15 protein-coding genes are annotated in these 24,010 nt (G+C 71.0%); 8 read left to right on the forward strand and 7 right to left on the reverse strand.

Annotated elements, in window-relative coordinates:
* Nucleotides 1-186: 186 nt before the first annotated feature.
* The gene (locus tag DRV85_RS00455) at nt 187-897 is read right to left on the reverse strand and encodes an SIMPL domain-containing protein (protein WP_113287466.1); all 711 of its coding nucleotides are present in this window, start codon (nt 895-897) and stop codon (nt 187-189) included.
* Between the two features lie 170 nt (nt 898-1,067).
* Between DRV85_RS00455 and DRV85_RS00460 the strand changes: the two genes are divergently transcribed.
* On the forward strand, nt 1,068-4,097 hold the full coding sequence (locus tag DRV85_RS00460) for a hypothetical protein (RefSeq protein ID WP_113287467.1): 3,030 nt from the start codon (nt 1,068-1,070) through the stop codon (nt 4,095-4,097).
* 151 nt (nt 4,098-4,248) lie between these two features.
* On the opposite strand, the gene proS is transcribed toward DRV85_RS00460, so the two are convergent.
* The 3 genes from proS to DRV85_RS00475 form a co-directional block, all read right to left on the reverse strand.
* Nucleotides 4,249-5,583, reverse strand: coding sequence for a proline--tRNA ligase (gene proS / locus DRV85_RS00465; RefSeq protein WP_113287468.1), 1,335 nt, complete (start codon nt 5,581-5,583; stop codon nt 4,249-4,251).
* 119 nt (nt 5,584-5,702) lie between these two features.
* Nucleotides 5,703-6,623 carry a methylenetetrahydrofolate reductase gene (locus DRV85_RS00470; protein WP_113287469.1) on the reverse strand — a complete coding sequence of 307 codons (921 nt, stop codon included), beginning with the start codon at nt 6,621-6,623 and terminating at the stop codon, nt 5,703-5,705.
* Between the two features lie 6 nt (nt 6,624-6,629).
* Complete coding sequence (locus tag DRV85_RS00475; protein ID WP_113287470.1) at nt 6,630-7,970, reverse strand: glycine cleavage T C-terminal barrel domain-containing protein; 1,341 nt, start codon at nt 7,968-7,970, stop codon at nt 6,630-6,632.
* A 217-nt stretch (nt 7,971-8,187) separates the two neighbouring features.
* On the opposite strand from DRV85_RS00475, the gene DRV85_RS00480 reads away from it, so the two are divergent.
* Together DRV85_RS00480 and DRV85_RS00485 are read left to right on the forward strand one after the other, a co-directional pair.
* Nucleotides 8,188-8,943 carry a hypothetical protein gene (locus DRV85_RS00480; RefSeq protein ID WP_113287471.1) on the forward strand — a complete coding sequence of 252 codons (756 nt, stop codon included), beginning with the start codon at nt 8,188-8,190 and terminating at the stop codon, nt 8,941-8,943.
* An 80-nt stretch (nt 8,944-9,023) separates the two neighbouring features.
* Nucleotides 9,024-10,994, forward strand: coding sequence for an acetoacetate--CoA ligase (locus DRV85_RS00485; RefSeq protein WP_113287472.1), 1,971 nt, complete (start codon nt 9,024-9,026; stop codon nt 10,992-10,994).
* A gap of 84 nt (nt 10,995-11,078) precedes the next feature.
* On the opposite strand, the gene DRV85_RS00490 is transcribed toward DRV85_RS00485, so the two are convergent.
* From DRV85_RS00490 to DRV85_RS00500, 3 genes are read right to left on the reverse strand one after another with little or no spacing between them, the layout of a single operon-like run.
* Nucleotides 11,079-13,793, reverse strand: a complete 2,715-nt coding sequence (locus DRV85_RS00490; protein WP_113287473.1) for a cation-transporting P-type ATPase — start codon at nt 13,791-13,793, stop codon at nt 11,079-11,081.
* Nucleotides 13,794-13,833: 40 nt separating this feature from the next.
* Nucleotides 13,834-15,564 (reverse strand): cation:proton antiporter, encoded by a 1,731-nt coding sequence (locus DRV85_RS00495; protein WP_113287474.1) that lies wholly within the window; start codon nt 15,562-15,564, stop codon nt 13,834-13,836.
* Complete coding sequence (locus DRV85_RS00500; RefSeq protein ID WP_113287475.1) at nt 15,561-15,794, reverse strand: helix-turn-helix domain-containing protein; 234 nt, start codon at nt 15,792-15,794, stop codon at nt 15,561-15,563. The genes DRV85_RS00495 and DRV85_RS00500 overlap by 4 nt, the downstream gene beginning before the upstream one ends.
* Before the next feature lie 116 nt (nt 15,795-15,910).
* On the opposite strand from DRV85_RS00500, the gene DRV85_RS00505 reads away from it, so the two are divergent.
* From DRV85_RS00505 to metK, 5 genes are all read left to right on the forward strand, one after another.
* Nucleotides 15,911-16,774, forward strand: coding sequence for a universal stress protein (locus DRV85_RS00505; protein WP_113287755.1), 864 nt, complete (start codon nt 15,911-15,913; stop codon nt 16,772-16,774).
* Between the two features lie 469 nt (nt 16,775-17,243).
* Complete coding sequence (locus DRV85_RS00510) at nt 17,244-18,935, forward strand: glycine/sarcosine N-methyltransferase (RefSeq protein ID WP_113287476.1); 1,692 nt, start codon at nt 17,244-17,246, stop codon at nt 18,933-18,935.
* 142 nt (nt 18,936-19,077) lie between these two features.
* Nucleotides 19,078-20,130, forward strand: coding sequence for a homocysteine S-methyltransferase family protein (locus tag DRV85_RS19765; RefSeq protein ID WP_199525723.1), 1,053 nt, complete (start codon nt 19,078-19,080; stop codon nt 20,128-20,130).
* Complete coding sequence (gene metH, locus DRV85_RS00515; protein WP_199525725.1) at nt 20,127-22,778, forward strand: methionine synthase; 2,652 nt, start codon at nt 20,127-20,129, stop codon at nt 22,776-22,778. The genes DRV85_RS19765 and metH overlap by 4 nt, the downstream gene beginning before the upstream one ends.
* A gap of 43 nt (nt 22,779-22,821) precedes the next feature.
* Nucleotides 22,822-24,003, forward strand: a complete 1,182-nt coding sequence (metK, locus tag DRV85_RS00520; protein WP_113287477.1) for a methionine adenosyltransferase — start codon at nt 22,822-22,824, stop codon at nt 24,001-24,003.
* The last annotated feature ends 7 nt before the right edge of the window (nt 24,004-24,010 follow it).

Consider the following 24,010-nt stretch of genomic DNA (forward strand, 5'->3'; position numbering starts at 1 on the left):
CGGCCGGTCAGGACACCACGCCGTCGGGTGCCCCCCGGAGCGTTCCTTTCGGGCGCTCCGGGCGTCCCGATGTCGCCGTTCAGCCTGGGGCGTTTTGCGTTCAAACGGAAACGGTTCGGCGACGGGCAGATGAATCCGATCCGCCGCAACACGCTCTCGCCAGCGTGCCCCGTCCGACCGCTTGGCTCACTCCACCTCGGCGATGGCGAAGTCGATCGTGACCTCCACGGTCATCTCGATTTCGCCCGGTGCGACCGGCACGCCGCCCGCGTCCGAACGCGCGGCCTCCATCATCATGGGCCGAGGCGCGCCGCCGCCGTGTTCGGTGATCCGCTGCACGCGGCCCAGCGGCTCTCCGGCCGCCTCGGCCAGCGTGCGTGCCTTGGCCGTGGCGTCGGCCACCGCGGCGCGGCGGGCCTTCTCCATCAGCTCGTCTGGCTCGGCCACTGTGAACCGCAGGCCGGAGAACCGGTTCGCGCCCTCCGCCACCACCGCGTCGAGAACCTCGCCCAAGGTCGAGAGATCGCGCAGCCGCACCGTGAGGTGATTGGACGCCTGAAAGCCGGTGATCCGCCGTTCCAGATCGCGCTCGGGATCGGGCCCTACCCAGACCGGGGTGAGACGCAGCTCGCTCGTCTGGATGTCGCGCGCCGCGATGTCCAGCGCTTCGAGCCGCGACAGCACGGCGCCCGCGGCCGCGTTCGCCGCGCGCATGGCGTCGCCCGCGGTCGCGGCCTCCTCGACGACGCCCAGACTGATCACCGCCATGTCGGGGGCGGCGGCCACCTCGCCGCGCCCGTTGACGGAGATGACGCGCTCGTCCTGCGCAGCCGCGGGCAGCGCGCCCAGGGCGAGGGAGAGGCACAGGGCGGGGAGACGGACGATCCTGGGGGACATGACGAACCTCGGCGAACTGACGAAGCCCGAGTCTCGCCTGCGCGGCCGCGATCCGCAACCCTGCGACCGTCATGCCCGGTCCAGGGCGGGTAGCGCACCGGCGACACTTCGCCGGCGGGTGGTGCATTGGGGCTACACCTCGCCCCGGTGAAAATGCTAATGACGTCGCGATGAAACCGGATTTCGCGCTTTCGCTGTCCTTCGACGGGATCGGCCTTTCGCTTCGTGGGCCGGAGGGATGGCTGCGCGTCGGCGCCGTCTCGCTCGACGTCGAGGATCTCGACGCCGAACTCGCCGACCTGCGGCGCGCGGCGCTTGGGCTGCGGCCGGGCGGCTTTCTGTCCAAGCTGGTGATCCCCGACGAGCAGATCCGCTATCTCGAGCTCGAGACCGGCGAGGCGGACGATCGAATGCGCGCGCGGATGATCCGCGACGCGCTGGACGGCGCGACGCCCTACGCTGTCGAGGACCTGGTCTATGACTGGGCGGTGGACGGCACGACGACGCAGGTGGCCGCCGTCGCGCGCGAGACGCTCGAAGAGGCGGAGGCCTTCGCGCTCGAACACCGCTTCAACCCGGTGAGCTTCGTGGCCGCGCCGGCAAGACGGGGGTTTTCGGCCGAAGTGTTCTTCGGCGAAACGGCCTCGGCCGACGAGTTTCTCCCGCACGGCGCACGGGTGGAACGCGACGCCATCCCCTTGCGCGTGGTCGGTGACGCGCCGCCGCCGGCTCTGGAGCCATTCGAGGACGACGGAGCAGAAAGCGCCTCCTCCGGCGCGCCCGTCGCCGAGCCGGAAGATGCGGCGCGGGATACCCCTGTCGAAGAGGGCGGCGGGGACGACGCCGCATCGGCGCCTGTGCGCGACGACGCGGACCAGGCACGCCCGGGCGGTGCCGGCGAGGCGGTGGGCGACGCGGGCGATCCCGCGCAACCGCCGATGCCCAGCTTCCGCAGCGCGCGGGCTGCGTCGGACGAAACGGAAAAGCCCGCCGCGCCAAGGCTGTCGTCTGCGCCGGTCGCGCCGGCCTTCAGTTCGGTTCGGGCCCGCCGCGAGCCGCCGCTGAGCGCGCGCCGTGCGGCGCACGAGGCGGAGGACGAGGGTCCCCCGGCCTCGGAGTCACGGGCGCCGGGCGCCGAGCCGCCGCCAGAGGCCGAGGCGCAGGCCGCGGAACCGCAGACCAAAGAAACGGCAGCCGCAAGCTTGACCGACGCGCCGGCCGCCGAGCGCGCGGTTCCATCCGACAAGGGCGCTGCGGAGGGCGGGCGCCCCGACACGCTTGCGGCAGCCGCTCCCTCCACACCGGAAGGGTCTGAAACGCCTGCGAAACCGGAACTGCCGATCCTTGGCGTCGCAGCCGCGGCTCCCGAAGCGCAGGACAAGACGCATCAGAAGATCACGCCGCCGCGGGCACCGGGGACACCCACGCCGGAGGCCTTGGCGCGACGCGACATGATCCTGCGGCGCATCGCGGGCTTCGACGCGGGCGCGGCAGACGCGGATGCAGCGGGGACGGCGCCGGACCAATCGGCGCCCGCCCGTCGCCTGGACGGTCTGCTCGGGCGCGGAGGCAGGGAGACGCCGGCACCGACGGCCGGGAAGGGCGAGATCGGGCCGCGCCGGGACTCGGCGGACAGGCTGCGCGCGCCGGTGCCGCCCCGCCCCGCGGGCCCGGCCCCCGACGACGAGGCGGCGCGTCTCACCCGCTTCGGCGAGCGCCGGATGGCCGATACGGACCGCAGAGGGCGTCCGGTCGGCCTCCTGCTCACCTCGGCGGTTCTGCTTCTGCTGCTGGGAATCGGCGCCTGGACCGCGATGGTCGGGGGCGACAATCTCGCGCGACTGTTCCCGGATCGGCAGGAGGAGGAGGCGATCGCCGCCGTGCCTCTCGATCCCGGCCCCGAAACCGATGCCGGCGCCGATGCCGAAGCCGGAGTCGGGCCGGCGACCGGGCCGGATCGGGATCCGGCTGCGCCCGACGCGCCTGAAGCGCAACCGGAACCCGTCGCCGCCGCGCCCGAGGCGCCTGCGCCGCAACCGGCACCGGTCGACGCCGGGCCCGCGCCCCTGCCCGAGCCGGAGGATCGCGCGCCCTCGACACGCGCGCTCAGCCCCGACGAGGCCGCCGCGCGCTATGCGGCCACGGGCATCTGGCAGATGGCGCCCGAGCGGCCCGAACCCGAACCCTTCGAGGGGATTGAGGATCTTCATATCGCCTCGGTCGACGGCACGGTGCCGCAGCCCGACGCCGTGGCGCTGAGCGCACCGCGCACGACCTCGGAACAGGCGCCCGAGGCGCCGGTCTCGCCCCCGCCGCCGGGCAGCGTCTTCGACCTCGACGAACGCGGCCTGGTGATCGCCCGTCCAGAGGGCGCGCTGACGCCGCAGGGCGTGCGCGTCTTCGCCGGGCAGCCGCCCGTGGTGCCGCCGTCCCGCGCGGGCGTGCAGGCGCGGCAGGAGGACGCCGAGGCGGCGGCCGCCGCGGCCGAAGAGGCGGAGCGGCGCGCGGCGCTGGCCGGCTTCCGCCCCGTCGCCCGGCCCGCACCCGACCTCTCGCCCGAAGACGCGCCCGACGATACCGGTCTGGTGCAGGGGCCGGACGACGAACTGGCCGGCTATCGCCCCCTGCCCCGGCCGGACGCCCTGCGCGAGGGCCTGGAGGGCGACGCGGAGACGGCTGCGCAAGAGACCGTGGAGGCCGCGACCAACGCGGCGATCCTCGCGGCCACCACGCCGGACGGCGCCGCCGCGCGTGCCGCGCAGACCGACGCGGCGCCGGCCGACGCCGGTCCGCAGGCCATCGATCCGGGCGCGGGCACGCCGCAGGCGGTGCGCGCCTCGCTCGCGCCGGCGGCGCGGCCCGGCGGTTTCGATCGGATGGTGGCCCGCGCGCCGGAGGCCCCGGCGCCCGCCGCCGCGCGCAGCGCGCCGCAGAACGTGCAGCCCTCGATCCCGTCCAACGCCTCGGTGGCGCGTGCAGCGACCGAGCCCAACGCGATCAACCTGCGCCGGGTGAACCTGATCGGCGTCTACGGCGACCCTTCCAACCGCCGCGCGCTGGTGCGGCTGTCGAACGGGCGCTACCAGAAGGTCGAGGTGGGCGACCGTCTCGACGGCGGGCGGATCAGCGCGATCGGCGAGGACCAGCTGCGCTACGTCAAGAACGGCCGCAACCTGGTGCTGCGGATGCCGCAGGGCTGAGGCATCCTCCGCCACTCATCCGCCCTGCCGGGCGTCTTCGCGCCGCACCGCGCGTTCCGGATGTCGCGTCGCCTGGCCTGCGTCGCGCTTCCGGCGGCGCAGGCGCGGTGCCCGAAGCGACGACGGCCCGGCGGGCCGGAGGAGCGTCCCGCTACACGCCGTAGATCGCGCCGATCCGATCCGCCGCCGCCTCGGGCGACATCTCCTCGCTCTCGCCGGTGCGCCGGGAAGTGACTTCCACCTTGCCCTGCGCCAGCCCGCGCGGCCCCACGGTGATCCGCCAGGGCAGACCGATCAGGTCCATCGTGGCGAACTTGGCGCCGGCGCGGTCCTCGGTGTCGTCGTAAAGCGGGTCGAGCCCCTTGGCTGCAAGCGCAGCATAGAGGGCTTCGCAGGCCGCGTCGGTCGCCGCGTCGCCCTGCCGCAGGTTGACGATACCGCAGTGGAAGGGCGTCACCCCCTCCGGCCAGATGATGCCGCGCTCGTCGTGGCTGGCCTCGATGATCGCGCCGACGAGGCGCGAGACCCCGATCCCGTGGCTGCCCATGTGCACCGGCACGCGGTTGCCCTCGGGGTCGCTGACCATCGCGCCCATCGGTTCGGAATACTTCGTGCCGAAGTAGAAGATCTGGCCTACCTCGATGCCGCGCCCGTGCCGGCGGCGGTCTTCGGGCACCTCGGCGAAGACGCCCGCGTCATGGGTATCGTCGGTGCGCGCGTAGAGCGCGGTGTATTCGTCGACGACCGCCTGGCAGTCCGCCCGGCTGTCGTAGTCGATGTCCCGGTCGCCCATGCGGATCTCGGTCACGGCCGCGTCGTAAAAGACCTCCGACTCGCCCGTGTCGGCGAGCACGAGGAACTCGTGCGTGTCGTCGCCGCCGATCGGCCCCGATTCCGCGCGCATCGGGATCGCCTGCAGCCCCATGCGCTCGTAGGTGCGCAGGTAGCTCACGAAATGGCGGTTGTAGGCGTGGATCGCCGCCGCGCGGTCTATGTCGAAGTTGTAGCCGTCCTTCATGTAGAACTCGCGCCCCCGCATCACGCCGAAGCGCGGGCGGATCTCGTCGCGGAACTTCCACTGGATGTGGTAGAGCGTGAGCGGCAGCTCGCGGTAGCTCGACACGTGCGAGCGGAAGATGTCCGTGATCAGCTCCTCGTTGGTGGGGCCGTAGAGCATGTCGCGGTCGTGCCGGTCGCGGATGCGCAGCATCTCCGGGCCGTAGGCGTCGTAGCGCCCGCTTTCGCGCCAGAGTTCGGCGGACTGCAATGTGGGCATGAGCATCGGGATATGGCCCGCGCGCTGCTGCTCCTCGTGCACGATGGCTTCGATGTTGCGCAGCACCCTGTAGCCCAGCGGCAGCCAGGAATAGATGCCGGCCGAGGCCTGCTTGATCATGCCGGCGCGCAGCATCAGGCGGTGGCTGGCGATCTGGGCGTCGGCGGGCGTTTCCTTGAGAACGGGCAGGAAATAGCGCGACAGTCGCATCGGAGCGGCCTCTCTCGGTCATGCACTGGTGGCGCGGTGTAGGCGAGCGGGCGCAGCGTGGCAAGCGGATGGCGGTCGGCGCGCGCCACGCCCTGCGCGCAGGGCCGCGGGGCGTGGCGTCAGCTTTCCGAATGCCCCAGCAGGCGGGCCAGCGCCAGGGGAAGCGGCCAGCGGTTCATGCTGTAGACATGCAGCGCGGGCGCCCCGTAGGCGATGAGCCGGCGCGCCTGTTCCAGAGTCGCCGTCGCGGCGAGCGCCGGCATCAGCTCGGGCGTCTCCTCGCCCTGGCGGAAGAGCCGCTCGAGCCAGTCCGGCACCGTCGTGCCGTTGGCCCGCGCGAAGCCGCGCAGCCGCGTCCAGCCGTCGAGCGGCATGAGTCCCGGCACGATCGGCGCCTCGATCCCGCGCCGCGCGCAGGCCTCGAGAAACCGGCCGTAGGCCGCGGGGTCGAGCACGAACTGACAGAAGGCGACGCTGGCGCCGGCGTCGAGCTTTTCCTTCAGATGCCCGATGTCCTCGTCGAGCGATCCTGCCTCGGGGTGCTTCTCGGGATAGGCGGCGACGGCGATCGTCCAGTCGTGCCGGGCGCGCAGCGCGGCCACCAGATCCGTGGCGTGGGCGAACCCGGGCGGCAGCGGCCCCTGCACGGCACGCGGCCGGTCGCCGCGCAGCGCGAGCACGCGTCGCACCCCGGATCGCCAGAGCCGGTCGGCGGCCTCCAGCGCCTCCTCGCGCGAGAGGCCCAGCGCTGTCAGATGCGCCATCACCGGCCGGCCTGTCCGGCGGGCCACCTCGACGGCGGTGTCATGCGTGCCGGTGCGCGTCGTGCCGCCCGCGCCCATGGTGACCGAAAAGCCCTCGCTCGCCACGGGCGCGAGCCGGTCGACCGTCTCGCGCAGCGCATCGCGCCGGGCCTCCGACCGGGGCGGGAAGAACTCGAAGCTCAGCGGAACGGCCCCGCGCGACTCGACCAGCCGGCGCAGCAGCGCGTCGGTCGGCTGCTCCACGAGCGCCGCGGCGGGTATGGTCTCGGCGCGCAAGACGGCTCAGACCGACCAGTCGCGGCCCTGCGCCCTGGCCCGCTCGCGGGCGCTCGGGTGGGCCGAGGGGCGGAAGGGCACCTCGACCACCTCGGCGTCGACGGGCTGGCCGGAGACGTCGGTGTAGGCCTCGGGCAGCTCGACCTTGAGCTTCGTGCCGATCGCCGAAAGCGCCCAGGGCACGTATCCCAGCGCGATGTTGTGGCCGAGCTCCGGCGACCACCACGGCGAGGTGACATACCCCACGCGCTTGCGCTCCGGCGTGGCGATCAGCCAGAAATCCGGCGCGTAGTCGGTGACCGGCGCGCCGCCCATCGACAACCCCACGAGCTTCAGCCGGAAGGGGTAGCGCCCCCCGTCGATCTCGGTGCGCTGCGCCTCGAGCGCGGCGCGCCCGATATAGTCGGCCTCCTTCTTGCGGGGCACCTGATAGGCGAGATTGACCTGGAAGGGAGAGGTCTCGACATCCATGTCCTGACCCCAGGACAGGATGCCCGCGGCGATCCGGCGGTGGTGGGCGGGCGCAATCACCCGCAGACCGTAGCGTGCCCCCTGCCCGCGCAGCGCATACCAGACGATCTCGGCGTTGAGCGTGGAGTCGCGCACGAAGATCTCGTAGCCCTTCTCGCCGGAGAACCCGGTCTGGCTCACCACCACCGGACAGCCGGCGAGCTCGGTCTCGAGCAGGCCGTAATAGGGCATGTCGTGGATTTCCGCGCCGAAGAGGTCGGCCATGAACTCTTCCGAATAGGGCCCCTGCACCTGCAGGGGCGAGACATCGAGCTCGGCGATGTCCACGTCGTAGCCGAGCCCCACGTTGACGCCCTGCAGCCAGAGCAGCAGATCGCTGTCCGAGGCCGAGAACCAGAACTCGTCGTGGTCGAGCCGCAGGAGGACGGGGTCGTTGAGGATGCCGCCGCGCGCGTTGCACAGGATCACGTATTTGCCGTGCATCGGCGCGATCTTCGTCGCGTCGCGCGTGATGACACGGTTGACGAAGGCCTCCGCCTCGGGCCCGCGCACCCGGATCTGGCGCTCCACGGCCACGTTCCACAGCGTCACGCGGTTCACCAGCGCGTCGTATTCGGCCATGGCGCCGCCGTCCTCGGGCCGGATGTAGCCCCGCGGGTGATACATCCGATTGTAGACCGTGGCGCGCCAGCAGCCGGCCTCGATCGAGAGATGCCAGAAGGGCGACTTGCGCACCCGGGTGGAGATCAGCATCTGCACAGGCGTCGGCCCGGACTGACGCAGATTGACGGGCACCAGGCGATCCGACTGATCGACCTCGGCGACATTGGGATGGGGGCGATGCGGGGACGGTCTGTCGTCGCCTCGATCCTGCATCCGGGCACCTCCGCTCTCGACTCTCCGCGTCGGTCAGCCTCGCGCCCCGAGAGGCGCGGGGCATTGACCTCCGTCAACCCGACTGTCCCGATGCCCCATGCGAAGCATGGCAGACCGGCCGACGGCACGCAAACGCTGCGGTCGCGCGCCGCAATGGAAAAACCCGCCACCATCGCGTAGGCAGGGCGCGACACCTCATCGGCGGAGTCCGCGCCCCATGAGCAGCCCACCGCAGTCACCCGACGACGACCGGGACCGTCGCCGCATGAAGGCCGCGCTCGTGGCGGCGGCGGCGCTGGTGTTCGCCGCGGCGCCGCTCGCCGTGCCGTTCCAGGGATTCGACCCCGACCTCTTCCCGGTGCCGCAGAGCGACCCGCCCGTGCAGCCCGCGGGCTACGCCTTCGCGATCTGGGGGCCGATCTATCTTTGGCTTCTCGTCTCGGCGGGCTTCGGGCTGCTGGCGCGCGCCGAGAGCCCGGACTGGGACGCGCCGCGCTGGCCGCTTCTCGGCAGCCTCGCGATCGGCGCGAGCTGGCTCGCGGTGGCGCAGACGAGCGCGGTTTGGGCCACCGTGCTCATCTGGGCGATGCTGGTTCTGGCGCTGCTCGCGCTCTTGCGCACGCCCGAGCGCGACCGCTGGCTGCTGCGCGCGCCGGTGGCGCTCTACGCAGGCTGGCTGACCGCGGCCTCCTGGGTCTCGATCGGGCTGCTGGGCGCGGGCTTCGGCCTTGGGCCGGGCGCCAACGGATGGGCGGTCCTCTGCCTGCTGGGTGCGCTCGCGATGGCCGCGGCTGTGCAGCTCAGGCGTCCCCGGGCGCCGTTTTACGGTGCGGCGGTGATCTGGGCGCTCGTCGGCGTCGTGGTCGCCAACGCGGGCACGCATTGGGCGGTCGCGGGCCTTGCGGCCGCCGGCGCGGCCGGGATGGCGGCGCTGACGCTTCGGGGGCTCCTCTCGCCCGCGCGCGGCGCCTGATCGCCAAGGGCCGCGGGACGACCCTGCTTGCGGGCCGCGCCGCCGCGTGGAACTGTGCGCGCCAAGGGAGGAGAGACAGCATGTCGGACGAGCGGCGCATCCTCTGGAGCCCCACGCCGGAGCAGGCGCAGGCCACGCACATGGCGCGCTACATCCGCTGGCTCGAGACCGAGCGCGGGCTGCGCTTCGAGGACTACGACGCGCTCTGGCGCTGGTCCATCGACGACCTCGCCGGCTTCTGGAGCTCGATCGTCGCCTTCTTCGACCTGCCCGTCCACGGGCAGACCCGGGTGCTGGCCGAGCGGAGGATGCCGGGCGCGGAGTGGTTTCCCGGGGCGACGACGAATCTCGCCGCGCAGATCCTGCGCCACTCCGGGACCCGGCCCGAGGCGACCGCGCTGATCCTGCACTCCGAAACCTTCGGGCGGGAGGAGATCAGCTGGGCCCGGCTGCGCGACCGGGTGGGCGCCGCTCAGGCCGCGCTGCGCGCGATGGGCGTGGGCCGCGGCGACCGTGTCGCGGCCATCCTTCCCAACACGCCCGAGGCGCTCATCGCGCTGCTCGCCACCGCCTCGCTCGGCGCGATCTGGTCGCTCTGCGCGCCCGACATGGGGCCCACCGCGATCCTCGACCGCTTCCGCCAGATCGCGCCCAGGGTGCTGATCGGACAGGACGGCTACATCCACGCCGGCCGGCGCATCGAGCGCAGCGACATGCTGGAGGAGATCGCCGGCGCGCTGCCCGGCCTCGCCCACCGGGCGATGGTCCCTGCCCTCGGCGCTGTGCCCGCGGGCTGGCACCCCTGGGACACCTCCGGCGCATCGGATGTGCCCGAGGTGGCGGAGCTGCCCTTCGATCACCCGCTCTGGATCGTCTATTCCTCGGGCACCACCGGGAACCCCAAGCCCATCGTGCACGGACACGGCGGCATCCTGCTCGAGCAGGCGAAGCAGTCGCTGCATCAGGACATCGGTCCGGACAGCCGCTTCGCCTGGCTCACCTCCTCGGGCTGGATCATGTGGAACCTTCAGGTCGGCCCGCTGGCGCGCGGCGCGACGGTCGCGCTCTTCGACGGGGCGGCGAACCACCCCGATCTGCTGGAAGCCTGGCGCATGGTGGCGGCCGAACGGCTGACCTATTTCGGGGCGGGTGCGGCCTTCTTCATGGCCTGCCAGAAGGCCGGCGTCGCGCCGGGCGAGGCGCTGGACCTCTCGGCGCTGAAGGCCCTGGGCTCGACCGGCTCGCCGCTCAGCGAGGACGGCTACGACTGGATCTATTCCAGGGTGAAACCGGACATCTGGCTCGCGCCGGTCAGCGGCGGCACCGATTTCGCCGGCGCCTTCGTCTGCGGCAACCCGATGCTGCCCGTGCGGGCGGGCGAGATGCAGTGCCGCGCGCTGGGCAACGCCTGCCGCGCCTGGGACGAGGCGGGCCGGGAGCTCATCGGCGAGGTGGGCGAGCTCGTCTGCACCGAGCCGCTGCCCTCCATGCCGCTCTGCTTCTGGGGCGACGAGGACGGCGCGCGCCTGCACGACAGCTACTTCGCCACCTACCCGGGCGTCTGGCGGCACGGCGACTGGATCGAGATCACGCCCGAGGGCGGCGCGGTGATCTACGGCCGCTCGGACGCGACGATCAACCGCCGGGGCCTGCGCCTGGGCAGCGCCGAGATCTACCGGCCCGTCGAGGCGCTCGACGAGGTGCTGGACAGCCTTGTGGTGGATCTCGAGTTTCTTGGGCGCGAAAGCTTCATGCCGCTCTTCGTGGTGCTGCGCGAGGGTCTCGAGCTGGACGAGGCGCTGCGCGACCGGATCCGGGCAGAGATACGCGGCGCGGTGGGGCCGCGCTTTGTGCCCGACGACATCGTCCAGATGGCCGAGATCCCGCGCACGCTCTCGGGCAAGAAGCTGGAAGTGCCGGTGAAGAAGCTGCTCCTGGGCGCCGATCCCGCCACCGTCGTCAATCGCGACTCGATGGCCAATCCGGACAGCTTCGACGCTTTCACGGCCTATGCCGCCGGGATGGGCCGGCAGACTCGCGCGCCGGCATAGCGGGCGGACACCTTCCGAAGACTCGCGAACGCCGCGAGGCTCCGGATGCCGGCGTGACCGGGGACGCAGGGGCGGCGGCGCGTCTCAGGCCCGCCGGTCGGGCGCACTGGCGGCGAAGGCCAGCCGCATCTGCTTTTCCGTCTCCACAAGCGCGAGGAAGACGGCGCCCACGACGACGATCAGGACTCCGTCGGCCAGCGGCACGGGCGCCGTGCCGAACACCGCCTGCAGCGGCGGCGCATAGGTCAGGGCGAACTGCGCGGCCACCACGCCGGTCACGCAGATCCAGACGACCCGCGTGCCCCGCACCGCCTGCCAGCGGAAGGAACTGCCGTGCAGGTTGCGGATGTAGAAGAGATAGAAGATCTCGAGCACCACCAGCATGTTGAGCGCCATGGTCTGGGCGAGCGGCAGCGCGTATCCCTTGTCGACGGCATAGGCGTAGATGCCGAAGACGGCCGCGAGGAAGAGGGCCGAGACCAGCACGATCTGCCACACCAGCCGGCCCGAAAGCAGCGGCGCGTCGCGCGGCCGCGGCGGGCGGCGCATCGTGCCGCTCTCGGTGGGTTCGAAGGCCAGCGCGAGGCCGAGCGTGATGGCGGTGACGAGGTTGACCCATAGGATCTGCACCGGCGTGATCGGCAGCGCCATCCCCAGGAAGAGCGCGATGACGATGGTCAGCGCCTCGCCCGCGTTGGTGGGCAGAGTCCAGCTGATGACCTTGGCGATGTTGTCGTAGACGGTCCGCCCCTCGCGCACCGCCGCGGCGATCGAGGCGAAGTTGTCGTCGGCGAGCACCAGTTCGGCCGCTTCCTTCGCCGCCTCGCTGCCCTTGCGGCCCATGGCGATGCCAGCGTCGGCACGCTTGAGCGCGGGGGCGTCGTTCACGCCGTCCCCGGTCATCGCCACGGTCAGCCCGTGCGCCTGCAGCGCGGTGACGAGCCGGAGCTTGTCGCCCGGCGAGGTGCGGGCGAAGATGTCGGTCTCCACCACCGTCGCGGCGAGATCGGCGTCGTCCATCGCCACGACATCGGCGCCGGTCAGCACGCGTTGGGTGTTCTGCAGGCCGATCTGGCCGGCGATGGCGCGCGCCGTCGCCGCGTGATCGCCGGTGATCATCTTCACCCGGATGCCGGCGGCGTGACACTCGGCCACCGCCTCGATCGCCTCTGGGCGCGGCGGGTCGATCAGGCCCACCAGCCCGATCAGCGTGAGCTTGCCCTCGAGATCCCCGGCGTCCAGATCGGCCTGGTCGGGGGGCATGCTCCGCGTCGCCAGCGCGATGACGCGCTCGCCCTCCGCCGCCAGCCGCTCGACCATGTCGTGCCAGTAGTCCGGATCGAGCGGCGCGGTCCCGCCGTCGGCGGCGCGCTGGTCGGCGCAGAGCGCGAGCACCGTCTCGGGCGCACCCTTGACGTGGACACACGCCTGCCCCGCCTCGTCGCGGTGCAGCACGGCCATGTAGCGATGCGCGGCGTCGAAGGGGATCTCGTCGATCCGCGCCCAGAACGCGAAGGGCTCGGGCCCGGCACGCGTGATCTTGCCGGCGAGCGCCTTGAGCGCGCCCTCCATCGGGTCGCCCTCGACGCGCCAGCCGTCCTCGGCGCCCTGCAGCACGGCGTCGTTGCAAAGGCCCGCCGCGCGGGCGAACTCCGCCAGAATCGCGTGCTCGGCAGGGTCGGCCTCGGCCTCGGCGAGGCGGATGGCGCCCTCGGGGGCGTAGCCGTCGCCCTCCACGGCATAGACGTGGTCCGCGGTGGCGAGGCTCGCCGCCATCATCTCGTTGCGGGTGAGCGTGCCGGTCTTGTCGGTGCAGATCACCGAGACCGAGCCGAGCGTCTCGATCGCCGGCAGGCGGCGGACGATCGCGTTGCGCCGGGCCATGGCCTGCACGCCCACCGCGAGCGTGATGGTCAGCACGGCCGGCAGCCCCTCGGGGATCGCGGCGACCGAGAGGCCGACGACCGCCATGAAGAGCTCGGAGAAGGGCAGATGCCCGACGTAATAGCCGTAGGCCAGCAGTGCAGCCGCGACGATGAGGATGAAGACCGACAGCCATTTGGCGAAGCGGTCCATCTGGGCCACGAGCGGCGTGGTCAGCGTCTGCACCTGCGAGAGCATCCCGCTGATCCGGCCGATCTGGGTCTCGGCGCCGGTCGCGGTCACGACGCCGCGCCCCGCGCCGGCCGCGACCAGCGTGCCGGAGAACAGCATCGAGGTGCGATCGCCCAGCGCCGCCTGCTCGGCCACGGGCGCGACCGCCTTCTCGACGGGCACCGACTCGCCCGTCAGGATCGCCTCCTCGGCCTTGAGGTTGCACGCGGCGATCAGCCGGATGTCGGCCGGCACCCGGTCGCCGGCCTCGACCAGCACCACGTCGCCCGGCACGAGTTCGGCGGCGTCGAGGGACACGCGCCGCCCGTCGCGCAGCACCGCCGTGCGCGGCGCGAGCATCCCCCGGATCGCCGCCATCGCCTGTTCCGCACGGCCTTCCTGGACGAAGCCGATCACCGCGTTGACCACCACCACGGCGAGGATCACGCCGGTGTCGACCCAATGCTGAAGCGCCGCGGTGACCCCGGCGGAGGCGAGCAGCACGTAGATCAGGAGATTGTCGAACTGCTTCAGGAAGCGCCGCAAGGCGCTGGGCTTCGGCGGCTCGGGCAGGCGGTTGGGGCCGTGGCGTGCCTGCCGCCGCGCGGCCTCCTCCGCGCCGAGTCCCTGCGGCACCGAGTCGAGCGTCCGCAGCACCTCGTCCTGCGGCCGCGCGTGAAACGGCGTTCGGCTCTCGTCCGGCATTGCGGTCCTCTCTGCGGTGCGGGCGGCGCCGCCCGGGGGCTCAGGATGCCTGTCTGTCTTCCGACTCGAGCACGGGAATCTCGGTGCGTTCTTCTTCCTCCGCGCCGCAGAGAAGTTCAACGGCCCGGTCCGCCGCGTCCTGGAAGGGCTCGAGCACCATGTCCGCCCCGGCGGCGAAGAGATCCCCGGTCTCCCGAGTCTGATGCGAGGTGACGGCGACCCGGCCGCGGAAGCCCGCGCCGCGGGCGATCTGGACCAGCGTCATGCGGATGTCCTCATGGCTCAGTCCCGTGGCGTGCACCGGCACGGTGACGACGAGCCATTCCGCCCGCGACAGCGGCAGGTCGGCGACGAACTCGGGATCGGAGGCATCGCCGAACCGCGTCTCGAGCCCGAGCTCGCGCCAGCGCCGCACCGCGAAAGGGCTGAAATCCACCCCCAGCACCCGTATGCCCCGTCGCCTCAGCCGCAGCCCGATCGCGGTGCCGAAGCGGCCGAGGCCGAAGACGATGACCTTGTGCCCGTCGGCGCTCTGGTCCGCCGCATCAGAGGGCTCGCGCGGCGTGCCGCGCCGCTCGAACGCGCCCAGCAGCGGCTCGAAGAGCGCGTAGAGCTGATGCGAGTAGGTGATCATGTAGGTCGAGGCCGCGATGGTCACGAGCCCCACCATCGTCACCAGCCCCAGCGCGTCCTGCTGCAGGTGGCCGAGCGAGACGCCCATCGCCACGAAGATCAGCGAGAACTCGCTGATCTGCGCCACCGTGAGACCGGCGAGGAAGCCCGTCCGCTTGCGGTAGCCCATCGCCCCCATGATCGCCAGCACGATCAGCGGGTTGCCGATCAGCACGAAGAGCGAGAAGACGAGCGCCCCGGCGACATGCGCGCCCAGCAGCGACAGATCCAGCGTCGCGCCCAGGGCGATGAAGAAGAACAGCAGCAAGAAGTCCCGGAGCGGCGCGAGCCGCGCCGCGATGGTCTCGCGATAGGGCGTGGAGGCGAGCGCGACGCCGGCCAGAAGCCCGCCCACCTCCTTGCCGAGGCCGACGAGATCGCCCACCGCCGCGAACATCGCGGCCATGGCGATCGCGAAGATCACCAGAAGCTCGGGCGCCTGCGCGAGCCGCTCGGTCAGCGGATCGGCCACGTAGCGGACGAAGAGCACGACCAGCCCCACCAGCGCGAGCCCCGAGGCCAGCACCGAAAGCACAGAACCGCCGCCGTGCCCGCCTTCGGCCGCCGCCCCGATGCCGATGGCCGAGAGCACGATCATGGCCAGAACGACGACCAGATCCTGCACGATCAGGAACCCGAGCGCGATCTGCCCGTGCAGCGCGTCGATCTCGCGCTTGTCCGAGAGCAGCTTCACGATGATGATCGTCGAGGAGAAGGTGAGCGCGACCGCGACATAGAGGCTCGTGACGTGACCGAGCCCGAGCGCGAGCCCGATCAGATAGCCGAAGAAGGAGGTGAAGGCCACCTGCCCCAGCCCGGTGAGCAGCGCCACCTGCCCCAGCGAGCGGATGAGCTTCACGTCGAGCTTGATGCCCACCAGGAACAGCAGGACGGCGATTCCCAGCTCCGAGAGCAGGTCGATCTGCGCGTCCGAACGCACGACGTCGAGCGCCGAGGGCCCCGCGATCAGCCCCACCGCGATGAAACTCACGATCAGCGGCTGACGCAGCAGGATGCCGAAGAGCCCGATGGCCGCGGCCATGACCAGCAGCACCGCGACCTCGGCGAAGGCGGAATGGTGGATGAGCGCATCGATCATGCGTGGCGACCGTCACAGGACGCCTGCGCTCCGTCGGCGGGCGCCTCGGTGCGCGCCCGTGTCTCCTGCCGGCGCAGGAACTCTTCCAGATCCCGATCGGCGATCCGCCAGCCCTTGCCGATGTCGATCGCGCGCAGCGCGCCGTCCCTGACCCAGTGGCGCACGGTCGCCTCGCTCACCCTGAGCCGGTCCGCCACTTCCCTGACGGTCTGGTATTGGTCCCGTGGCATGGTTTCCCGTTCTTTGGTGCCGTTTCGCTTAACATACAGCAAGACAATGAAGTATGGATGATCTCGATCAAGGGAACTTGCGCACCGGGCAGCACCGGAGCGCGCGGGAGAGCGCGATGAAGACGATCCTGCTGGCGACCGATTTCTCCGCGCGCTCGGACCGGGCGCTGCGGCGCGCGACGCTGCTGGCGCGGCAGGTCGGCGCGCGTCTCGTGGTCGTGCATGTCGTCGACGACGACCAGCCCCCCGACATCGTCGAGACCGAGCGCGCCCAGGCCGAGACGCTCCTGCGCAGGCTCGGGAGCACCCTGCGCGACGTGGACGGCGTCTCCTGCGAGACGCAGGTGATCCTCGCCCTGCCCTTCGTGGGCATCCTGGAGGCGGTCCAGGCGCATGCGCCCGACCTCGTCGTGATCGGCTCGCACCGTCGCCAGGTGCTGCGCGACGTCTTCGTGGGCACGACGGCGGAGCGCACGATCCGCTCGGCCGACCGGCCGGTGCTGATGGTCAACGCCCCGCCCGTCGGTCCCTATACGCATGTCCTTCAGACCACCGATCTCTCCGAGGCCTCGCGCGACGCGCTCCGCCGCTTCGCCGATCTCGGGCTCGGGGCCGGGCTGCGCAACACGATCCTGCATGTCTTCGACGCGCCGGCCCTGCATCTCGCGCTGAGCAGCGCCATGTCCGTGCCGGAGCGCGAGCGCTATCTCGCCGAGGAGCGCGACAAGGCGGCCGCGCAGCTCGCGCAGTTCCTCGCCGCGGCCGAGCTGGGCGACCCCCACCGGAGGCTGCGCCACGAATCGAGCGCTGCGCATCACGAGATCCTCGCCGCCGCGCAGGAGGCGCAGGCGGATCTGGTCGTGCTGTCCACCCACGGCCGCACCGGGATGGCCAAGCTGCTGATCGGCAGCGTGACCGAGGCGGTGCTGCGGACCGCGCGCATCGACGTGCTCGCAATTCCGCCGTCGCGCCACGACTGACCTGACCTGGACGGATCCCGCGCGCTCGCCTCCGGGCGGCTGCCGGCATCGGGCGCATGTCCTTTCCGTCTTCAGCGATCCCCTTCCCGCACCGGCGCCGCGGCGGCCCGGCTTCGCCGCACCGCGGCGCGCGCCGGCTGACTAAGGCTTCCGCAATGTCAACGTTTTAGCCGGCCGCGGCGCGACATGTCGCAAAAAAACGTTGAACCGTCGCAAATCGCCGTTATGACTGGGCGCCACAGGCCGGGCCGCGACACCACACCGCGGTTGCCGCCAAAGATCACGCTGCACCTGCAGCCGGTCCCGCGCCCAGGAGCGCCCGATGAGGACGACCGGCCTGCGCTGCGCACTCGCGTGCGCGCCTCCCGCCGAGGCGGGACAGGTGCATGAAACAGGACCATCACGCGTCACGTGTCCGCCTTCGCGGATGCGCGGACCTTCGTGACGCCGGACGCACAGGGAGCTTTGCATGGCCGACGCAGCCACGGATCGGAATTTCGAGCTGGACCTCGCAGAACAGGCCTATGGCGAGGATCCCCTCGCCGACCGAGAGACCGACCTCTACCGCGGCGAATACGTCATGTCCTTCGTCGAGAAGTGGGACGAGCTCATCGACTGGCGCGGCCGCGCCGAGAGCGAGGGGCAGTTCTTCATCGACATCCTGCGCGCCCGCGGCAAGGAGACGGTGCTCGACGTGGCTGCAGGCACGGGCTTTCACTCGGTGCGCCTGACCGAGGCGGGGTTCAACGTCACCACCGCCGACGGCTCGGCGGCGATGGTGGCCAAGGCCTTCCAGAACGGTCAGGCACGCGGTCTGATCCTCAAGACGGTGCAGGCCGACTGGCGCTGGCTCAACCGCGACATTCACGGCAAGTACGACGCGATCATCTGCCTCGGCAATTCCTTCACCCACCTTCACGACGAGCATGACCGCCGTCGCGCACTCGCCGAGTTCTATGCTGCGCTCAAGCACGACGGCATCCTGATCCTCGATCAGCGCAACTACGATGCGATGCTGGATCACGGCTTCACGACGAAGCACAAGTATTACTACTGTGGCGACCGCGTCACCGCCGAGCCCGAGCACGTGGACGAGGGACTCTGCCGGATGAAGTATTCCTTCCCGGACGGGTCCGAATACACGCTCAACATGTGCCCGATCCGAAAGAACTACGTGCGCCGCCTGCTGACGGAAGCCGGTTTCGCCCGGGTGCGCACCTACGGCGATTTCCAGGAAACCTATGCAGAGGACGAGCCGGATTTCTTCATCCACGTCGCCGAGAAATCGACGCTGCACGTCGCGCGCTGGGGCGGCGGCGCCCGCGAGGCGGGTGAGACGGACGTCCGCGACGTCGCCGAGGACTACTACGACAGCGAAAGCGCCGACGCCTTCTACTCGACCGTCTGGGGCGGGCAGGATCTGCACGTTGGCTGCTACGAGCAGACCAAGGACATCAAGGAAGCCTCCGACGTCACGGTCGACCGCATGATCGCCAAGCTGCCGGAGTTCTCGCGCGAGACGCGCGTGCTCGACATCGGCGCGGGCTACGGCGGCGCGATGCGCCGCCTGATCGGCCAGCGTGGCGGGCAGGCGACCTGCCTCAACATCTCCGAGGTGCAGAACGACACGAACCGCCACCGCAACCGCACGCAGGGTTTCTCCGACACGATCCGCGTCGTGCACGGCGTCTTCGAGGACATCCCCGAGCCCGCCGCAAGCTACGACGTCGTCTGGAGCCAGGACGCGATCCTGCACTCCGACCAGCGCCAGACGGTGCTCGGCGAGGTCTGGCGCGTGCTGAAACCCGGCGGGCTCTTCGTCTTCACCGACCCGATGCAGGCTGACGACGCCGACCCGGTCGCGCTCCAGCCCGTCTACGACCGGCTCCAGCTCACCTCGCTCGGCTCCTTCCGCTTCTACCGCGAAGCGGCCGAGGCGCTCGGCTTCCAGACGGTCGAGCAAGAGGATCTGACCCACAATCTGCGCACGCACTACGCCCGCGTGCGCGAGGACATGCTCGCCAACTACGACAAGCTGCGCGAGAGCGGGGCCTCGGCGGACTACCTCGACAAGATGGCCGTGGGCCTCGAGAACTGGGTGAAGGCGGCCGATCAGGGTCAGCTCGCCTGGGGCATCCAGGTCTTTCGCAAGCCCGCGTGACGCGACCTTCGGGGGGCGGTCCGCCGCCCCCGCAAATCGCGCGCATATTCTTCATGACTCGTTCTCGCATGCTCCGCGCGCCGCGCGCGCCTAGGTATAGCGGGCCGACATAACCGCAAGGCCAGGTCAAAGGGAGAGCGCAATGCCCTCAGAAATCGAGCGTCACGCCGCCGAGCGCATCCTCGTCCTCGACGGGGCGATGGGTACCATGATCCAGGCCGAAAAGCCGGACGAGGCGACTTATCGCGGCGAGCGCTTCGCCGACTGGCCGCAGGACGTGGGTGGCAACAACGAGCTTCTGTGCCTGACCGCGCCGGAGATGATCCGCGGCATCCATACCGCCTTTCTGGACGCGGGCGCCGACATCGTCTGCACCAACACCTTCTCGGCCAACCGCATCAGCCAGGCCGACTACGCCATGGAGGATCTGGTGGGCGAGATGAACCGCGAGGCCGCGCGGCTGGCGCGCGAGGCGGCCACGGCGGCCTCGACGCCCGAGCGCCCGCGCTGGGTGGCCGGTGCGCTGGGGCCCACGAACCGCACCGCCTCGATCAGCCCCGACGTGAACGACCCGGGCTTCCGCAACATCACCTTCGACGAGCTGGCCCATGCCTACGGCGAGGCCGCGCGCGCGCTGATCGAGGGGGGCGTGGATCTGCTGCTGGTCGAGACGATCTTCGACACGCTGAACGCCAAGGCCGCGCTCTACGCCATCGACCTGCTCTCCGAGGAGATGGAGGTGCCGCCGCTGATGATATCGGGCACGATCACCGACCGTTCGGGGCGCACACTCACGGGCCAGACGCCCGAGGCTTTCTGGGCGAGCGTGAGCCACGCGCGGCCCTTCTCGGTCGGGCTGAACTGCGCGCTCGGCGCGGGCGAGATGCGCCCGCATGTCCGCGCGCTCTCCGACATCGCGGACACGCGCGTCTCGGCCTATCCGAACGCGGGGCTGCCGAACGAGATGGGCGGCTACGACGAGACGCCGGAGGAGACGGCGTCGCACCTCGGCGAATGGGCCGAGGCGGGCCTCGTCAACATCGTGGGCGGCTGCTGCGGCACCACGCCGGAGCACATCCGCGCCATCACGCAGGCGGTCGAGGGCAAGGCGCCGCGCAGGATCCCCGAGCGCGCCGAGAGGCTGCGGCTTTCGGGGCTGGAACTCTTCGAAAAGGGTCAGGGGGCCGCGGCATGAGCACGGGCAGCTTCATCAACATCGGCGAACGCACCAACGTCACCGGCTCTGCCAGGTTCAAGAAGCTGATCATGGAGGACCGCTTCGACGAGGCGGTCGAGGTCGCGCGGCAACAGGTCGAGAACGGCGCGCAGATCATCGACGTGAACATGGACGAGGGGCTGCTCGATTCGGCCGCCGCCATGCGCAGCTTCCTCAACCTGATCTCGGCGGAGCCCGACATCAGCCGCGTGCCGGTGATGATCGACAGCTCCAAGTTCGAGGTGATCGAGGAAGGGCTCAAGTGCGTGCAGGGCCGCTCGGTCGTCAACTCGATCTCGCTCAAGGAGGGCGAGGCGGAGTTTCTCGAACAGGCCCGCACGGTGCGCCGGTTCGGCGCGGCGGTCGTGGTCATGGCCTTCGACGAGGACGGTCAGGCCGAGACCGCCGAGCACAAGTTCGCCATCTCCGAGCGCGCCTACAGGCTGCTGACGGAAAAGGCGGGCTTCGACCCGTGGGAGATCATCTTCGACCCCAACATCTTCGCCGTCGCCACCGGCATCGAGGAGCACAACGACTACGCCGTGGCCTTCTTCGAGGCGACGCGCATGATCAAGGAACGGCTGCCGCACGCGCTGGTCTCGGGCGGGCTGTCCAACGTCTCCTTCAGCTTCCGCGGCAACGATCCGGTGCGCGAGGCGATGCATTCGGCCTTCCTCTACCACGGGATCCGCGCCGGCCTCGACATGGCGATCCTGAACGCCGGGCAGATCACCGTCTATGACGACATCCCCGACGAGCTGAAGCAGCGCGTCGAGGACGTGCTGCTCAACCGCCGCGACGACGCCACCGACCGGCTGCTGGCGATCGCGGACGACTACCGCAATTCCGGCGAGGCGCAGAAGAAATCCGACCCGAAGTGGCGCGAGGCGCCCGTCGAGGAGCGGCTCTCCCACGCGCTCATCCACGGCATCACCGATCACGTCATCGACGACACCGAGGAGGCGCGGCAGAAGGCCGAGCGCCCGCTCGAGGTCATCGAGGGCCCGCTCATGGACGGCATGAACGTGGTGGGCGAGCTCTTCGGCGAGGGCAAGATGTTCCTGCCGCAGGTGGTGAAATCGGCCCGCGTGATGAAGACCGCGGTGGGCCACCTCATTCCTTTCATGGAGGCCGAGAAGAAGGCCGCCGGCGACACCTCGGCCAAGGGCAAGATCCTGATGGCCACGGTTAAGGGCGACGTGCACGACATCGGCAAGAACATCGTGGGCGTCGTGCTCGCCTGCAACAACTACGATGTCGTGGACATGGGCGTGATGGTGCCCACCGAGGACATCATCGCCAGGGCCAGGGAAGAGAAGGTCGACGTGATCGGCCTGTCGGGACTCATCACACCGTCGCTCGACCGGATGGTCGAGGTCGCCTCGGAAATGAAGCGGCAGGGGCTCGATATCCCGCTGCTCATCGGCGGCGCGACCACCTCGAAGAAGCACACGGCGATCAAGATCATGCCGGAATACGAGCACGGCGTGGTGCATGTCGACGACGCCTCGAAGGCGGTCGGCGTGGTTTCGCGCCTGCTGTCGAAGGAGCGCAAGCCGCAGTTCCTGGCCGAGGTCGCCGAGGAGTATCAGGGCATCGCCGGCGGCAGCGCAGGCGCGCGCGAGCGCCCGACCGTGCCGCTGGTCGCCGCGCGGGCCAACGCCTTCGATCCGGGCGATCACACCCCCGAGCCGCCCGCGGAGACCGGGCTGATCGACGTCACGCCCCCCAGTATCGAAGAGCTGCGCGGCTACATCGACTGGTCGCCCTTCTTCTGGACCTGGGAGATGCGGCAGACCTTCCCGAAGATCCTCGACGACCCCGAGAAGGGCGAGACCGCGCGCGAGCTCTACGGCCAGGCACAGGCGATGCTCGACCGGATCGCGGCCGAGGGCTGGTTCACGCCGCGCGCGGCGCTGGCGATCTGGCCGGCGAACCGTGACGGCGACGACATCGTGATCTGGGAGGACGAGGACCGCGCCCGGGAGCGCGCCCGCGTCCACATGCTGCGCCAGCAGACCGAGAAGCGCGGCGGGCGGGCGAACATGTGCCTGTCGGACTTCGTCATGCCGGCGGGGACTCCCGACTGGCTCGGCGGCTTCGCCGTGACCTCGGGCGCGGAGGTGCACGCGATCGCGGACGACTACAAGCGCGCGGGCGACGATTACAACGCGATCCTCGTGCAGTCCCTCGCCGACCGCCTGGCCGAGGCACTGGCAGAGGCGATGCACGAGCGCGTGCGGCGCGAGATCTGGGGCTACGCCCCCGACGAGCGGCTGGCCAACGCGCAGCTGATCCGCGAGGCGTATCGCGGCATCCGTCCCGCGCCGGGGTATCCGGCCTGTCCCGACCACAGCGAGAAGCGCGGGCTTTTCGATCTGCTCGAAGCCGAGCGGCGCGCGGGGCTCACGCTCACTGAATCCTGCGCGATGTGGCCCGCCGCGGCGGTCTCCGGCTTCTACTTCGCGCATCCGGAGGCGGCCTATTTCGGCGTCGGCCGCATCGGGCGCGATCAGGTCGAGGACTACGCCGCCCGCAAGGGCATGACCCTCGAAGAGGCGGAGGGGTGGCTCGCGCCGAACCTCGCCTACACGCCCGGCGCGGCGCCGCTCAGGAAATCCGCCTGAGCGCGACCGCCCCGACACCCGAACCACCACAGGGAGACGACCGATGGCCGATACCTGGCTCTTCACCAGCGAATCCGTGTCCGAGGGGCACCCCGACAAGGTCTGCGACCGGATCTCGGACACGATCCTCGACGCCTACCTGCGCGAGGCGCCGGATTCGCGCGTCGCGGTCGAGGCGCTGGCCACGACCAACCACGTCACCGTCGCCGGCGAGGTGCGCGGCCCCGACTCGGTGCTGCGCTCGGTCGAGGAGCTGGTGCGCGAGGCGATCCGCGACATCGGCTATTCGCAGCTGGGATTCGACTGGAAGGATGTCGAGATCGTCAACCGGCTGCACGCGCAGTCGGGCGACATCGCGCAGGGCGTGGACGAGGGCGACAAGGGCGAGGAAGGCGCCGGCGACCAGGGCATCATGTTCGGCTACGCCTGCCGCGAGACGGACGAGCTGATGCCGGCGCCGATCCAGTTCGCCCACCGCATCCTGCGGCTCATGGCCGAGGACCGGAAGGCGGGCCGCCGCCCCGAATTCGGCCCCGACGCCAAGAGCCAGGTGACGCTGAAGTACGAGGGCGGCAAGCCCGTGGGCATCGACGCGGTGGTGGTCTCCACCCAGCATGACGAGGACGTGACCCAGGAGCGCGTGCGCGAGCTGGTCGAGGGCTATCTTGCCGCCGCGCTGCCCGAGGGCTGGCAGGTGCCGGCCGACCGGCTGCTGGTGAACCCGACAGGGCGCTTCGTGCTGGGCGGTCCGGAGGGCGACGCGGGCCTCACCGGCCGCAAGATCATCGTGGACACCTACGGCGGAGCCGCGCCGCACGGCGGCGGCGCCTTCTCGGGCAAGGATCCGACCAAGGTGGACCGCTCGGCCGCCTATGCCGCGCGCTACCTGGCCAAGAACGTGGTGGCGGCCGGCCTCGCCGAGCGCTGCCAGATCCAGCTCGCCTACGCGATCGGCGTGCCCGAGCCGGTGGCCGTCTATGTCGAGACCTTCGGCACCGGCAAGGTGGGCGAGGCCGAGCTGGGCAGCAAACTGCGCGAGATGGTGCGCCTGACCCCGCGCGGCATCCGCGAGCGGCTCGACCTGCTCAACCCGATCTACGCCCGCACCGCGGCTTACGGCCACTTCGGCCGCGCCGCGCAGGAGGACGGCGGCTTCGCCTGGGAGCGCACCGACCTGGCCGCGGACCTCGCGCGCGAGTTCGGACATTCCGTCGCGGCGGAGTAAGCCGCTG

It is taken from the genome of Rhodosalinus halophilus, assembly GCF_003298775.1.
GTDB classification, from domain to species: Bacteria; Pseudomonadota; Alphaproteobacteria; order Rhodobacterales; family Rhodobacteraceae; genus Rhodosalinus; species Rhodosalinus halophilus.